The following is a 14,875-nucleotide window of genomic DNA, read 5'->3' as shown; positions in this document are numbered from 1 at the left end:
CTGCGTTTCCGCATCAGCGACGGTTATTAATATATCATGCAGTATATACAGGGTCAATACTTTTTACAAAAAAAAATTTCACATCCCGTTAAAAACTTAAAAATCGCTGTAAAAATCATTATAGCACCCATTCATTCTTCATGGCTCCCCTCCTATCCATTTCATATCTTATCCCTTTATCAATTTACACGAGAGTGAAAATTCTAAATTTTATGTTATATTATTATTATAGGAGTGTGGTGAGAATGAGCATTAAGTATTCAAACAAAATCAATAAAATCCGGACCTTTGCATTAAGTTTAGTATTTATCGGCCTCTTCATTGCATACTTAGGTGTCTTTTTCCGCGAAAACATTATTGTTATGACAACGTTTATGATGGTTGGCTTTTTAGCTGTTATCGCTAGCACTGTCGTTTACTTTTGGATTGGTATGTTATCTACTAAGACTATCCAAATTATTTGTCCAAGCTGTGATAAGCCAACAAAAATGCTCGGCCGTGTCGATGCATGTATGCACTGCAATCAACCTTTAACACTAGATCGAGATCTAGAAGGAAAAGAATTTGATGAAAAGTATAATAAGAAGAGTTATAAATCATAAGTATCAAGGGAAATACGAGTTTGCAACACTACAAACGTTTCAACTCATTAAAAAGTTGATTTCTTAAGAAATCAACTTTTTAATTGTTTTATTAAATTTATTACACCTATTTTTTCGAAATAACAGTAAACATCCCTGTCATGTTAGGCGAATAATCTTTAAAATCATATTTTTCGTAGAATGACGTTTTACCTTGCGACGCAAACAAACCAATGAATGCTTTATCTGGAGCATTCTGATTTAAGTATTCTACTAAAGTATTCATTATTTTCTTTCCAATACCATTCTTTTGATACTCTGGATGAACCACTATATCTTGAATATAGAAATAGATAGCCCCATCACCAACAATTCTCCCCATGCCGATGATTTGATTATTATCCTTGACTGTTATACAGTAAATCGAATTTTGAAGTGATATTTCCGCCACCTCAAAGTTCATATAATTAGTCCATCCCACAGAATCACATAAATATTTATATTCTTCCAATGTTGGAATGTCACTTTTAATCTCATATTTCTTCAAAATGTCCCCTCCAAGAATTCATTTCCACCAATACAAAGTAAATTCGACAAACTTTTATCTAACCCTTCTTACTAACTTAGCACTGTAAATCCCGATTAACCTCACGCTAATCCTTATATAATAAAGAAAGAGGCTGACGTATAGCCGTCAGCCTCTTTCTTTATTATATATTACGCCTTATGACACTCTGGACAAACGCCATAAATTTCTAAGCGATGACTATTAATAACGAAGCCTGTCGTTTTTGCAGCTTCCTCTTCAAGTTGTTCCAAACCTCCATAAGGAAAATCAACAATCTTACCACATTTTTCACAAATCACATGATAATGTTGACTTGTAACATAATCAAATCTACTTGAAGCGTCTCCATAAGTTAATTCCTTTACAAGTCCAACCTCTTTAAATACACGTAAGTTATTATAGACAGTTGCAACACTCATATTTGGAAACTTACCTTCTAATGCTTTATAAATGTCATCCGCTGTTGGGTGCGTCATTGATTCCACAAGGTACTCTAAAATAGCATGACGCTGTGGAGTAATGCGTACACCCGTATTTTTCAGCATTTCTAGCGCTTCTTTTAATTCTTCTTTGACCACCGTCATGCACCCCGATTCTATACGGATTATTATTTTATAATTCTTATAAAGAGTGTACTCCTTTTCTTATAAATCGTCAATATTTCTACTATAAGTATGTGGTTTATTTTTATATTCAGAGCTTGTTTTTATGTATCTTTCCCTTTTTCTTCATATATTACATAGAAAAAAGTGCGACATAATCGCACTTGGAATACTATCATCTGAGGAGGTATGCCCTACACTTCCACTTTATGTAAGGCAGTAAAATATGTATAGACACTTGCCTTGTTTCTGCATATTTTATCTCCACTATAGATTTATTTTATATAAGAAAGAACATCCTCAATATGTCCTTTCACTTTCACTTTACGCCACTCTTTTACAAGTTCACCGTCTTTATTAATAAGGAATGTAGAACGCTCGATTCCCATATACTCTTTCCCAAAGTTCTTTTTCAGCTTCCAAACATCATATAACTCTGCTACTTTATGATCTTCATCTACTAAAAGTGTAAATGGCAATTCATGTTTCTCAATGAATTTCAAATGTCTATTCGCTGAATCAGGACTTACTCCAAGAATAACCGTATCCTTCTCTTGAAATACTCCATACGCATCACGAAAATCACATGCTTCAGTTGTACATCCTGGCGTCATATCTTTCGGGTAAAAATAGAGAACTACATTTTTACCGCGGAAATCAGCTAGGCTAACTTCTTCTCCGTTACTTCCCTCTAATGTGAATTCTGGTGCCATTTCTCCTACTGTAATCATAGTTATCACTCCTACTCTTTTCCTTTACTATAACAAATGCTTCCTTATTTTTCATTGTCTATTACAGACCTCATCACAAAAGCAAAAGGGAGTGTATATCCAATTAGCGCTTCTGCAATTGCAATCCATCGCCCAATTCCAATCGGAGATATGTCACCATATCCAACAGACAATAAAGTAACTGCGCTAAAATATAAACAAACTTCAACGAGTTGAAAAGAATGAGCGTTCAAACTTTCTCCGTCCTCTTTCAAAACTGCGAAACCCATTTCCTCTAATACAACGTAACTTAATCCAAACGCGATCAGTACTGTTGTATAGATTAAAAATAATGTGGCCAAATTATACAGCGAAAAAAAACGCGTTGAATCTGAATAGGAACTCCATAATAATTGGACACTTTTCAAAATAGCGATTGCTGCAAGTAATAGAATAAATCCCCATAACATGTCCTCCACCTCATTTTATATGTATGAGACGACCATTGGATTTATCCCTTAGAAACAAACAAGCTTCTATAATTAATTCCCAGCACCACGGTACCTTTTTACCCCTTGATTCCAAAGAGTGATTGCAATCGTAAAACAGATAACACCAACAATTGGCGTCGCGAATGCATAACTATTCCATTCTGTTTTTCTTAAAAAGTATGCTGCTGGATATACTCCAACAAACGCAAACGGTAAAACAAACGTTAAAATGAAACGAATTACACGATTATAAATATTAACAGGATAGCGCCCGTAATTACCTATGTTATACATAAGGGGCATAATTGAACTTTTCGCATCTGACCAAAAACCAAGGCTCGCAAGCGTAACAAATATCCCTCCATATACAAGTGCGCCTCCTCCTACCATCAATATAAATAAGAAGAAATCATACCAGTAAAAAGATAATTGTAACTCTACAGCTGCATATCCCATTACAATCATTCCTGTAATGGCCCCAATTAAAGACTCAAGTTCCATTCTTTCTAATATAATTTGAAACAAGCTATGAATCGGTCTCGTTAATATACGATCCATCTCCCCTTTAATAATGTAACGATCATTAAAGTCCCATATGTTAAAGAAAGCTGAGAAAATGGCAAACGGCACTAAAAAGAAACCATAAATAAAGATTACTTCTTCTCTACTCCAGCCTTTTAATGCTTGTGTATGCCCAAACACAACGAGAATAAAGATTAAATTAACAGCCTGTAGTGATAAATCAGAAAGTAATCCAACGATAAAATCGCCCCGATACTCCAATTTTGTTTTTATATATTGGCTTGCATATTGCAAAAATAGTTTTATATATATCATCTCATCATCCCCCTTGTACAATTAGACGTTTTCTCGCCGTTCTCCACATAAGTACAATTGGAATAATAAGGACAATCGCCCAAATTACTTGGAATAATAATGCCTCATACAATTTATTTCCTTGTATACCTTCTGAAAAAATCATACTCGGAATATAACTAATGGCTTGAAACGGTAAAAACATCATTGCCTTTTGGGCCCATAACGGATAAAAACTAATCGGTAATAATAGACCAGAAAATAAATCAATAACAACGCGTTTTGCATACATAATTCCACTATTATTAAATAGGAAGAACGTGAGCATTCCCGTCATTAAATTAATTTGTGTATTAATAATAAAACTAAATATTAGAGACAAGAAGAAATATAACCACGTTTGAAAATTCGTTGTAATTTGCAATGAAAATAATAACGTAACGATAACCATACCTGGAATTGAAAAAAATGCAAAACGAAATATCCCTTCCCCAAGACCTTGCATCACTTTCATCCCTAAATAATTATATGGACGAATCAGTTCTACCGCTACACGTCCTTCTTGAATCTCCATCGCAATTTCCCTATCTATATTATTAAAATAAAAGGCACGTGCCATCCACGCAATTGCGATATACGTAGTCATTTGCGAAATAGATAAACTTTCAATGTTCTCTTTTCCGCTATAAATTGCTTGCCATAAAAAATAATACGCACCGATATTAATCGTATAAATTAAAATCCCGCTATAATAATTTGTGCGATACGCAAGCATCATTAAAAAGCGAATTCGAATCATTTCAATATACTTACCCATGTTTAATACCTTCTTCATAAATGTTACGAATAATTTCCTCTGTAGACACTTCATTAATTTTTAAATCTTTAATTTGAAAGGCTTGTACTACTTTAGAAATAAGCATTGAAATAATAACTTCTTCATTCGGTATTTTTGCAACCCACGCGTTTTCCTCTTTCGCTTTCGACCAAACGACATGACTATCTGGCATAACCATTGATAAAGCCTGATAGGAAACTGGTGCAATAAACTGAAAATGTATTTCCTTCTCTGCTCCCCACTGCGTACGAAGATTATTTAAAGAACCGTCATACATAATATTTCCTTCATCCAGCATGATAACACGCTCACATAATGCTTCAATATCAGTAATATCATGGGTTGTTAATAAAATTGTTGTTTTATAACGTTCATTCATTTCTTTTAAAAATTCACGTATTTTCAATTTCACAAGTACATCTAGCCCAATTGTTGGTTCATCTAAAAATAATAACGGTGGGTTATGAATTAATGCTGCCGCTAATTCACAACGCATTCTTTGACCTAGAGATAACTTTCGAACTGGCTTATCTAATAAAGGACCAATATCTAACGTTTCAATCACGTGTTCCATATGCTCTTTATACTGAGCGTCTGATACACCGTACACTTTTTTTAATAAACGAAAAGATTCTTGTACAGCAATATCCCACCAAAGTTGTGAACGTTGACCGAAAACAACACCAATGGTTCTTACAAATTCTTCTCTCTGCTTATGTGGGTTCATCCCATTTACTAAAATCTCTCCTGATGTCGGAGTCAAAATCCCCGTAAGCATTTTAATTGTTGTTGATTTACCAGCACCGTTCTCACCGATATAACCAACCATCTCACCTTGTTTTACAGTAAAAGATACATCATTTACTGCTGGTACTATTTTATAATTACGATTTAATAAATCGCGAAATGCACCCTTTAAACCCGGACGACTTGAATAGGCTGTAAATTCTTTACGTAACCCTTGTACCTCAATTACCGATTTCATAATCGGACCCCCCTCCTAAATGTCACAACGAATAGTTTACCCAACTGCCTTCTCTATCACAAACAATACGTCTTTTCGAAAAACATGTTAGAATAATACATAGATTTTTGTAAGGAGATGAATGGTAGTGAAATTCACAAAATCAGAAGCATTACATAAAGAAGCTTTAGAACATATCGTTGGCGGCGTTAATAGTCCTTCTCGTTCTTTTAAAGCAGTTGGCGGTGGCGCTCCTGTTGCTATGGAACGTGGAAAAGGTGCTTATTTCTGGGATGTAGACGGAAATAAATATATCGATTATTTAGCAGCATACGGTCCTATTATTACTGGACATGCTCACCCGCACATCACAAAAGCAATTACAACAGCTGCTGAAAATGGTGTACTTTACGGAACACCAACAGCGCTAGAAGTAAAATTTGCAAAAATGTTAAAAGAGGCAATGCCTGCTTTAGATAAAGTACGCTTTGTAAACTCTGGTACTGAAGCAGTAATGACGACAATTCGTGTTGCTCGTGCTTACACAGGCCGCACAAAAATCATGAAATTTGCTGGTTGTTACCACGGTCATTCTGATTTAGTACTTGTAGCAGCTGGATCTGGTCCTTCTACACTAGGAACACCTGACTCAGCCGGCGTACCACAAAGTATCGCTCAAGAAGTTATTACTGTTCCATTTAATAATGTAGAAACTTTAAAAGAAGCGTTAGATAAATGGGGACATGAAGTAGCGGCTATTCTTGTAGAACCGATTGTTGGAAACTTCGGTATTGTAGAGCCAAAACCTGGATTCCTTGAGAAAGTGAATGAACTTGTTCATGAAGCTGGCGCACTAGTAATTTATGATGAAGTTATTACCGCTTTCCGCTTCATGTACGGTGGTGCTCAAGATTTACTTGGCGTAACACCAGACTTAACAGCTCTTGGTAAAGTTATTGGCGGCGGACTTCCAATCGGTGCTTACGGTGGTAAGAAAGAAATTATGGAACAAGTTGCTCCGCTTGGCCCTGCATATCAAGCAGGTACAATGGCAGGAAATCCTGCTTCTATGGCATCTGGTATTGCTTGTCTAGAAGTTCTTCAACAAGAAGGACTTTATGAGAAATTAGATGAACTTGGTGCCATGCTTGAAAAAGGAATTTTAGAGCAAGCTGCAAAACATAATATCGATATTACATTAAACCGCCTAAAAGGCGCTTTAACTGTATACTTCACAACAAATACAATTGAAGATTACGATGCAGCACAAGATACAGACGGTGAAATGTTCGGTAAATTCTTCAAGCTAATGCTTCAAGAAGGAGTTAACTTAGCACCTTCAAAATACGAGGCATGGTTCTTAACGACAGAACATACAAAAGAAGATATTGAATATACAATTGAAGCTGTAGGCAGAGCATTTGCTGCTTTAGCAGATAGCAAATAATCTCGTCATTAAAAGGAAAAAAGAAAGCACATCTTTCTTTTTTCCTTTTTTCTATTTCATAAATCCCACATTAATAGTATAATTATTCATAATTATCTGTTTTATATTCTTTTACATCATTACTATCTCTGTGTACAAGGTGATTCACACCTTAAATAGTAAGATTATTCTAACTTTTACAAGAGGGGGGATTGACGGATGCTCAATAAAACAAATACATGGACACCGTCTTTATTTCGAGATTATAGAAATGCAGAACATGATGCGTGTGGAATCGTTTCCGTTATGGAGAAACGAAAAATTCCTACAAAAGAAAACATTGACCTTTGCATACAATCACTCGTCAAAATGAATCATAGAGCTGGTTTCATTAATGGCGAGGGCGATGGCATCGGCATTCACATTGATGTACCAAAAACGCTTTGGAATGAAAAACTAAAAAGTAGTGGATATAATCCAACGATTGTGGATCATCCCCACTTTATCGTTGGACATTTTTTTCTAAATAAAAAAGAAAACATTACTGCCTTAAAAGATTATATTCGTACGCAATTAAACAACAAAAACTTTACTATCATTTTCGAAAGTGATGATGCAACAAACTCAGATGCGCTCGGTCCACTCGGTAAACAAGAAGAACCTTTATTTTGGCAAGTTGCCCTTATCGCAGAAAATGAAATTACAAATATTGAGCAAACATTATTTTCTGTCACAATAAAAATAGAGGAAAACGAAGCAATTCATGTTGCTTCATTAAGTCGTGATCATGTTGTATATAAAGTTCTAGGTGCTGGTGATACACTTGTTGCCTACTATAATGATTTACAACATCCACTTATCGCTTCAACTATGACATTAGGACATAACCGCTACTCTACTAATACATTATCTAATTTTTTTCGTGTACAACCATTTAGTATTCTCGGACATAATGGTGAAATTAACACAATCGCAAAATTACGCGATCAAGCTGAAATGATTGATGTACCACTTACTGCTGGAGGCAGTGACTCTCAAGATTTAAACCGCACCTTAGAAACCCTACTTGTTCAATACGACTACAGTTTATTTGAAGCAATGGAAATACTATTTCCACCAATTATTAATGAAATTAAACTTTATGAAACACCTTTACAAGATTTATATACGTATATACGTGAAGCATGGGGACATTTTGCACAAGGACCAGCTGGCATCATTTCCCGTTTTAAAGATGAAGCTGTTTTCAGCGTTGATTCCCTTGGATTACGCCCAGTATGGAAAGTAGAGACAGAAAGCTCTTATATTTTCTCTTCTGAACCTGGAGTTGTATCACCAACTAAATATGTAGCAGAACCAAAGCCACTCGCCCCTGGAGAAAAGGTCGGATTAAAATGGAATGAACAAGATGAACTTGTTCTTTATGAATATGACAAATATCAAATCCAAGTATATAACCGTTTTAAAAAGCGAATTGATACTACCAATTATCATTTAAATTTATCTATCCCTGAAACGCAAAAAATCCAAGGGCTATGTGATTTTGTTCAAGTTGAAACGAAACAATACGTCGCTTTCGGATGGGACCGAGAACATATTCAGCTTCTTGAACAGATGGCAACAAAAGGTGTTGAACCAATACGCTCACTTGGGCATGACTCACCACTTGCCGCACTTGATACTGATAGACGAAATATCGCTGACTTTATTAAAGAAAGTGTAGCTGTTGTTACAAACCCAGCAATTGACCGTGACCGTGAAATTGAACACTTCTCTACACGTACTGTACTTGGAGAGCGTCCAAGTTTATTAAGCGGCGCAAAACGGCCATTTGTAGTTGAAATGCTTTCACCAATTATTTTAGAAGGCAGCGTGGCACAACCTATTGCAGAGGAATTACACACAATTACGTACGAACAACTCACAGCGTTATTTAGGACTCATAACTCTATTGCCACAATCTCTGCTACATTCAGCTCGTCAGAAACCCTGCAATGTGCATTAAGCCGCATTAGTTCTGAAGCGATAGCTGCTGTTAACAATGGTGCTTCCCTACTAGTATTAGATGACGCAAAAGCCCATCTAAATGAACGCTTGTGGATTGATCCACATTTAGTTACCGCGAAAGTACATCAAGAATTAAGTGAAAATAAATTACGCCGCAATTGTTCTCTCGTTATACGTTCTGGTGCCCTTCGCTCCTTACATGACATTGTCACGCTATATGGATTAGGAGCAGATAGTATTAATCCATATTTATTATTCGCGACTGTAAGTGATGGAACAAAAACACCAATTACGAATCTGTATAATGCACTTAATAAAGGATTAGAAAAAGTCATTTCAACAATTGGAATTCATGAGTTACGTGGTTACGGACGTCTCTATTCATCTATTGGGTTACATGAGGAAATTGCAAATATATTACAAATCACAAATTTCTTCGGTTCAAATGATTTAGCTTTTTCACTTGAATCACTTGCTGAAGATGCAAAAATACGAGCAGAGGATTATAACAATCCTAAAATTAGAATGCGAAAATCATTTCATATATTCCCGCGAATTTGGAAAGCAATCGGCGATGTTGCAAAAGGAAATCCTTATGATGACTACCGTGACAAGTTAAGTGAACTAGAAGAGAATAATCCAATCGCAATCAGACACCTTGTTCAAACGAAACAAACAAAACATGTCGTTCCAACTGAAGAAGTATCTATCGGCATTCAAAATCATAATTTACCATTTATTATTAGTTCTATGTCATTTGGTTCTCAAAACGAAATTGCCTTTCGCGCATATGCAGAAGCGGCCGATCAGCTAAATATGATTAGCTTGAACGGTGAAGGCGGCGAAATTAAAGATATGATCGGGAAATACCCACATACACGCGGACAACAAGTGGCATCTGGGCGATTTGGAGTAAATGCCGAACTACTAAACTCATCGAATTTAATTGAAATCAAAATCGGTCAAGGCGCAAAGCCTGGTGAAGGTGGGCATTTACCTGGTTCAAAAGTGACAGCCAAAATCGCTGAAGCACGTAATGCGACAATCGGCTCAGATTTAATTTCACCTTCTAACAACCATGATATTTATTCAATTGAAGATTTAGCTCAAATGATTACGGAAATTAAAACAGCTAATCAACTTGCCAAAGTAGCCGTGAAAGTCCCTGTTGTTCCTAATATCGGAACAATTGCTGTCGGTATCGCCAAAGCTGGTGCTGATTTTATTAACATTAGCGGATTCGATGGTGGAACAGGTGCTGCACGTATTCACGCCTTGCAACATGTAGGTCTTCCTGTAGAAATTGGTGTTAAAGCCGCTCACAACGCTTTATTAGAAGCGAGCATGAGACATAAAGTAGAGATTTGGGCAGATGGTGGTATTCGAAGTGTAAATGATGCCTTGAAAATCATGCTCCTCGGAGCAAACCGTATTGGATTTGGCACACTGTCAATGATTGCAATCGGCTGTACTACTTGCCGTGGGTGCCATCTAGATACTTGCCATGTTGGAATTGCGACACAAATTGAGTCTGAAGCACAGGCAAAAGAACATGGATTACGCCGCTTCGTCCCACGCGAATTAGAAAGCGCAGTTGCTGGCCTGCTAAATTTATTCACCTTTTTCGGTGTAGAACTAAAACGATTAACAGGACAGCTTGGGTATACAAATTTACAAGCAATTGTCGGGCGTTCTGATTTATTAGAGCAAGTTCGGGGCGAAAATTTATTAAACTTATGTAATTTACTACAAATAATAGAACATCCATCTGTTACAACAACAAAAGACGTACCAGAAAAACAATTTAAAACAGTTCATTCCGCTGACTCAAAAGAATTAGTAGGCGTTGGTGTAGAGCAACGCGTTATGGGCGGTCTAGAATCATGTCATCGCGTTCGCAGTAAACTATATGAAGCTACTCAACTTGAACCACTTACATTAAAGTATACGAATGGTTCTATCCCTGGAAATGGGTTAGGTGCTTACAATAGTGAAAATTTATTTATACACGTAAATGGCGGCGCACAAGATGGCATTGGTAAAACTTCCTTTGGTGGTGGTATTTATATAACGAAATCAAAAGGAAAAGACGGAGTATATTATAACGGTTCTGTCGGAAAAGGATTTGGATATGGGGCACAAAAAGGGGCACTATACGTGCAAGGGAACGCTGATGCTCGTGCTGGCATTCGCCTTTCTGGGGCAGACATGATCATTGGAGGTAGAATAACAAAACCACTCCGTGAAAAAGAGCAAGGAAATATAGGTGCATACTCCAATATTAAAGGTTTTGCTTTTGAATATATGACAAATGGGCGAGCGCTTGTTTTAGGTGACCCTGGTCCATGGATTTGCGCTGGCATGACTGGCGGTGTTGTTTATTTGCGTCATGATTCAAACTTAGGCTTAACAGAACAGGCCTTAAAAAGAAGAATTGCAAAAGGGGCAAATGTTACATTACAATCAATTAGTAAAAATGGTTTGAAAGATGTAACTGAATTATTGCTAGACTATATTCGTGTACTAAACGAGCATGAGCAATATGAGGAAGTTGCTTTGTTAACCCCATTATTAGATGATATACAGAACCAGTTTTTTGAAATTATCCCAAAAAAAGAACAGGCAGATCCATCTATCTCAACAGAGTAACATGAGTAATTTTCATTATTAAGAAAAAATTGACGAAGTACACTTCTCATAGTAATCTATAGTAACAATTTGAGACCTGCTGAAATTCAGCAGGTCTTTTTACTAAAAACTGATGTTTAAAAGAAATTAGGAAAAATTATAAAGTGAAACTTTAATTAGCCTACAGCAATTGAGCGTTTACCGGCATCCAGCTACTGAATTTAGAGGCGGGAATCTTACTGTTCACAATTAGCCGGATAAAATGAATACTAATTTCTTTTAACGTCACTAAAATATCACTTGCTAACATATTGTAATGAATGTATAGTATCATGTTGTACATTCATTATGACAAGAGAAAGGATCTTATTAAGGGTATGAAACTTGGTGCTCGCATTTTAAAAACGGGTATTGCCATCACGTTAGCTTTATTTGCTTGTATTTTACTTCAATTACCGAGTCCGGTATTTGCGGGAATTTCAGCTATCTTTGCTGTTCAACCGTCTGTATACCGTTCTTATTTAACCGCACTTGAACAGATTCAAGCAAATGTAATCGGTGCGATATTTGCTATCGCATTTGCTACTGCTTTTGGACATAATCCTTTTATTATTGGATTAACATGTATATTAGTAATTGCTCTTACACTGCAATTACGATTAGAAAACACAATATCAATTGCTTTAGTAACAGTTATCGCCATTATGGAGTATCAAGGCGAAGACTTCTTTAGTTTTGCCTTACTTCGATTTGCGACAATTATGATTGGTATTATTGCGGCTTCACTTGTAAATTTAGTATTTATGCCGCCGAAATATGAAACAAAACTTTATCATCGTATCGTTGATAATACAGAAGAAATTGTAAAATGGATTCGAATGAATAGCAGGCAGGCTTCTGATTTTACAACGCTAAAAACTGATATTGATCGTATGAAAGAAAAAATGATCAAACTAAATCATTACTATTTGCTGTATAAAGAAGAAAGAAGCTACACGAAAAAAGTAAAGTTCGCAAAAATTCGTAAGCTCGTTTTATTCAGACAAATGTTAGCGACAACAAGCCGTGCTTTAAGTACGTTAAAATCATTACACCGTACTGAAAATGAACTACGCTACATGCCGGAAGAATTTCAGGAATCTATCCAAAACGAACTTGATTCATTAACGCATTATCATGAACAAGTTTTATTAAAATTCATTGGTAAAGCAAAAAAACAACAATCAGTTGAAATGCTTGATGAAGTTGAAACAGGTAAACAAGAATTAATTGATATCTTTATGGAATATCAAAACAAGGACGATGAAGAAGCATATAAAACATGGTTACATCTCTTCCCTCTTATTTCTTCCATCATTAACTATAGTGAAGAAGTAGAGCATTTAGATTTACTTGTAGATAGCTTCTACACATACCATAAACCAGAAAAAGAACTCCAAATCGATGATAAAAAAGAAGACGAATAAAAAAGCAGCTCCTTTTATGCTAAAGGAGCTGTTTCTGTTATATGTTGAAGTTGATATAAATTATAATAAAATCCTCTTTTTCGCATTAACTCTTCATGAGAACCGGTTTCTTTAATCTGACCGTCTTCAATGTAAATGATCGTATCAACATGCGTAATTGTCGCTAATCGATGTGCAATTATAATCGTTGTCCGGTCAGCAGCTAACGTCTGAAGCGCCTCTTGAATATACCTTTCATTTTCTAAATCTAAAGCCGAAGTTGCTTCATCCAATATAAGTACCGACGGATTCTTTAGAAATACGCGTGCAATTGCCACGCGTTGCCTTTGCCCACCCGATAGCTTCACACCACGTTCTCCAACGACAGTATTATAACCATCTGGTAAATCTATAATAAAATCATGAATTTGCGCAGCTTTGGCAGCTGCAATCACTTCTTTCTCTGTAGCTTTCGGATTTCCATATAAAATATTAGCTTCAATTGTATCGCTAAACAATAAATTATCTTGCAGTACAATTCCAATATTACTACGTAAATTTCTCATATTATACTTCCTTACATCTATGCCATCTACATAAACCGTGCCTTCAGAAACATCATAGAAACGCGGGATCAAACTAGCAAGAGATGACTTCCCTCCTCCACTCGCTCCTACAAGCGCTACTTTCTCTCCAGACTGCATAGTTAATGACAAGTTGTGTAATATCTCTTTTTCATCTGCATTATAACGAAAAGAAACATTATCAAATACAATTTCTCCATTTAATTTTTCCGTTTGTATCGCATTTGGCACATTAACAATATCGTATTTTTCATCTAACAGTTCAAACACACGATCCATCGATGCAAAAGATTGTGTCAATGTTGTAGATGAATTAACAAGGCGGCGAAGCGGACTATATAAACTATCCATATATCCAACAAAGGCTACCATCGTCCCTAGCGTTAACTGCCCCTGAATTACTTCATATGCTGCAAAACCAATCACAAGTAACGGACCTAAATCGGTTAACGTATTTACTGCCGAAAATGTTCTCGCCGTCCAACTTGTATGGTTTAATGCTTTCGTTAAAAATTCATTATTTCTTTTTTCAAACTGCTTCCCCTCATACTCTTCTAACGCAAAGCTACGTGTCACTTGCATTCCTTGAATACGTTCATGCAAATACCCTTGCATCGTCGCTAACGCTTGTGAACGCTCTTTCGTCAATTTCCGAAGACGTCCGAAAAAATATTTCACTGCTATTACATAAATAGGTAAAATCAATAACGCAACAAATGTTAATTTTATATTCATAGAAAACATAACAATGATAGCGATAGCAATTGTTGCAGTATCTAACCAGACGTTCATCAAACCTGTAATTACAAAATCTTTCGTTTGTTCTACATCATGGATGACCCGTGAAATAATCTCCCCTGTTTTCGTATTCGAATAATAACGTAAGCTTAACTTTTGTAAGTGACCGAAAATATGCTTCCGCAAATCATACAGTATTGTATTTGCGATACGTTGCGCGAAATATTGACGATAATATTCAATCGGTGGTCTTAATACCGCAAAAATAAAAAAAGCAATTCCAATCGCTGTTATTAATTGAGATGTTTTATCTTGAAGTGAACCCGCCCCTTGAATTACATCATCGATAATATACTTTAATAACCACGGCATAATAAGTGGAATACCGAACTTAACTAGTCCAATAATAATTGTAATAGCAATAAGCCATCGATATGGTTTAACAAATTGTAAATATCTTTTTATGCCCTGCACATA

12 protein-coding genes are annotated in these 14,875 nt (G+C 36.0%); 4 read left to right on the top strand and 8 right to left on the bottom strand.

The features are described 5' to 3' along the window. Window positions 1-245: 245 nt before the first annotated feature. Window positions 246-602 carry a YgzB family protein gene (locus BCG9842_RS02540; RefSeq protein ID WP_000025067.1) on the top strand — a complete coding sequence of 119 codons (357 nt, stop codon included), beginning with the start codon at window positions 246-248 and terminating at the stop codon, window positions 600-602. Between the two features lie 106 nt (window positions 603-708). Here BCG9842_RS02540 and BCG9842_RS02535 read toward each other — a convergent pair whose 3' ends face one another. The 7 genes from BCG9842_RS02535 to BCG9842_RS02505 all read right to left on the bottom strand — a co-directional run bounded on the left by BCG9842_RS02535 (window position 709) and on the right by BCG9842_RS02505 (window position 5,591). Beyond that, entirely contained in the window at window positions 709-1,128 is a 420-nt protein-coding gene (locus BCG9842_RS02535) for a GNAT family N-acetyltransferase (RefSeq protein WP_000759743.1), read from the bottom strand. A gap of 170 nt (window positions 1,129-1,298) precedes the next feature. Continuing rightward, window positions 1,299-1,727 carry a peroxide-responsive transcriptional repressor PerR gene (gene perR / locus BCG9842_RS02530; RefSeq protein ID WP_000237831.1) on the bottom strand — a complete coding sequence of 143 codons (429 nt, stop codon included), beginning with the start codon at window positions 1,725-1,727 and terminating at the stop codon, window positions 1,299-1,301. A gap of 299 nt (window positions 1,728-2,026) precedes the next feature. Further along, entirely contained in the window at window positions 2,027-2,482 is a 456-nt protein-coding gene (gene bcp / locus BCG9842_RS02525; RefSeq protein ID WP_000633711.1) for a thioredoxin-dependent thiol peroxidase, read from the bottom strand. 44 nt (window positions 2,483-2,526) lie between these two features. Next, window positions 2,527-2,931 carry a potassium channel family protein gene (locus tag BCG9842_RS02520; protein WP_000964360.1) on the bottom strand — a complete coding sequence of 135 codons (405 nt, stop codon included), beginning with the start codon at window positions 2,929-2,931 and terminating at the stop codon, window positions 2,527-2,529. Between the two features lie 72 nt (window positions 2,932-3,003). Further along, window positions 3,004-3,789, bottom strand: coding sequence for an ABC transporter permease (locus tag BCG9842_RS02515; protein ID WP_000639350.1), 786 nt, complete (start codon window positions 3,787-3,789; stop codon window positions 3,004-3,006). A 4-nt stretch (window positions 3,790-3,793) separates the two neighbouring features. Beyond that, a complete protein-coding gene (locus BCG9842_RS02510) occupies window positions 3,794-4,585 on the bottom strand; it encodes an ABC transporter permease (protein ID WP_000521515.1) in 792 nt (263 codons plus the stop codon). Continuing rightward, window positions 4,578-5,591 carry an ABC transporter ATP-binding protein gene (locus BCG9842_RS02505; protein ID WP_000843649.1) on the bottom strand — a complete coding sequence of 338 codons (1,014 nt, stop codon included), beginning with the start codon at window positions 5,589-5,591 and terminating at the stop codon, window positions 4,578-4,580. Before BCG9842_RS02505 ends, BCG9842_RS02510 begins: the two co-directional genes overlap by 8 nt. A gap of 121 nt (window positions 5,592-5,712) precedes the next feature. On the opposite strand from BCG9842_RS02505, the gene hemL reads away from it, so the two are divergent. The 3 genes from hemL to BCG9842_RS02490 all read left to right on the top strand — a co-directional run bounded on the left by hemL (window position 5,713) and on the right by BCG9842_RS02490 (window position 13,097). Beyond that, the gene (gene hemL / locus BCG9842_RS02500) at window positions 5,713-7,017 is read left to right on the top strand and encodes a glutamate-1-semialdehyde-2,1-aminomutase (protein WP_000260533.1); all 1,305 of its coding nucleotides are present in this window, start codon (window positions 5,713-5,715) and stop codon (window positions 7,015-7,017) included. A 198-nt stretch (window positions 7,018-7,215) separates the two neighbouring features. Further along, complete coding sequence (locus BCG9842_RS02495; RefSeq protein ID WP_000933009.1) at window positions 7,216-11,652, top strand: glutamate synthase-related protein; 4,437 nt, start codon at window positions 7,216-7,218, stop codon at window positions 11,650-11,652. 356 nt (window positions 11,653-12,008) lie between these two features. Continuing rightward, entirely contained in the window at window positions 12,009-13,097 is a 1,089-nt protein-coding gene (locus BCG9842_RS02490) for an aromatic acid exporter family protein (protein WP_000765787.1), read from the top strand. 14 nt (window positions 13,098-13,111) lie between these two features. Here BCG9842_RS02490 and BCG9842_RS02485 read toward each other — a convergent pair whose 3' ends face one another. After that, the gene (locus BCG9842_RS02485; RefSeq protein ID WP_001161591.1) at window positions 13,112-14,872 is read right to left on the bottom strand and encodes an ABC transporter ATP-binding protein; all 1,761 of its coding nucleotides are present in this window, start codon (window positions 14,870-14,872) and stop codon (window positions 13,112-13,114) included. Window positions 14,873-14,875 lie beyond the last annotated feature (3 nt).

This window comes from Bacillus cereus G9842 (genome assembly GCF_000021305.1).
Classification (GTDB): Bacteria; Bacillota; Bacilli; order Bacillales; family Bacillaceae_G; genus Bacillus_A; species Bacillus_A thuringiensis_S.
The sequence above is the reverse complement of the archived record's forward strand: the minus strand, read 5'-3'. Positions and strand labels throughout refer to the sequence as shown.

Coding starts and splice junctions, on each gene's coding strand:
- BCG9842_RS02520 (WP_000964360.1), bottom strand. CDS start 2,931: ATGTTATGGGGATTTATTCTATTACTTGCAGCAATCGCTATTTTGAAA.
- BCG9842_RS02490 (WP_000765787.1), top strand. CDS start 12,009: ATGAAACTTGGTGCTCGCATTTTAAAAACGGGTATTGCCATCACGTTA.
- BCG9842_RS02510 (WP_000521515.1), bottom strand. CDS start 4,585: ATGGGTAAGTATATTGAAATGATTCGAATTCGCTTTTTAATGATGCTT.
- BCG9842_RS02540 (WP_000025067.1), top strand. CDS start 246: ATGAGCATTAAGTATTCAAACAAAATCAATAAAATCCGGACCTTTGCA.
- bcp (WP_000633711.1), bottom strand. CDS start 2,482: ATGATTACAGTAGGAGAAATGGCACCAGAATTCACATTAGAGGGAAGT.
- BCG9842_RS02495 (WP_000933009.1), top strand. CDS start 7,216: ATGCTCAATAAAACAAATACATGGACACCGTCTTTATTTCGAGATTAT.
- hemL (WP_000260533.1), top strand. CDS start 5,713: ATGGTAGTGAAATTCACAAAATCAGAAGCATTACATAAAGAAGCTTTA.
- BCG9842_RS02515 (WP_000639350.1), bottom strand. CDS start 3,789: ATGATATATATAAAACTATTTTTGCAATATGCAAGCCAATATATAAAA.
- BCG9842_RS02505 (WP_000843649.1), bottom strand. CDS start 5,591: ATGAAATCGGTAATTGAGGTACAAGGGTTACGTAAAGAATTTACAGCC.